The sequence below is a fragment of the Streptomyces endocoffeicus genome (assembly GCF_016741935.1).
Taxonomy (GTDB): Bacteria; Actinomycetota; Actinomycetes; order Streptomycetales; family Streptomycetaceae; genus Streptomyces; species Streptomyces endocoffeicus.
The window spans coordinates 1-402 of sequence record NZ_JAERRG010000220.1; the positions used below are offsets into that span (position 1 = coordinate 1).

Annotated in this window: 1 protein-coding gene; it reads left to right on the top strand. The window is 70.6% G+C overall.

Going from position 1 to position 402, the window contains the following annotated elements:
• Positions 1-402, top strand: a 402-nt coding sequence (locus JK364_RS54680) for a FadR/GntR family transcriptional regulator (protein WP_201858920.1), incomplete at both ends; no start/stop codon positions are given.

Consider the following 402-nt stretch of genomic DNA (forward strand, 5'->3'; position numbering starts at 1 on the left):
CCCGCGAGCGCGGGGCGGGGCTACCGTCCCGGGTATGAGGTCGCCGCTGAGCGCATTCTCGAGTACGTCATCCGGGCGGGCCTTCAGCCCGGCGCCCGGCTGCCGACCGAGAAGGATCTGGCGGACGAGGTGCGGATGAGCCGGACCGTGGTCCGGGAAGCGGTGAAGATCCTCTCCGCCCTGGGGCGGCTGTCCGTCCAGAAGGGCCGCGGCATCTATGTGGCCGAGCCCGAGCAGTCCTCCTGGCAGCAGTCGCTCTCCAACTTCCTGCCCGCGGACCTGCGGCAGGTGGACGAGCTCTTCGAGTTCCGCCGCTACCTGGAGACCACCACCGCCAACCTGGCCGCACTGCGAGCCGCCCCCGCACAGGTCAAAGCGGTACGCGATGCCGCACAGCAGTCC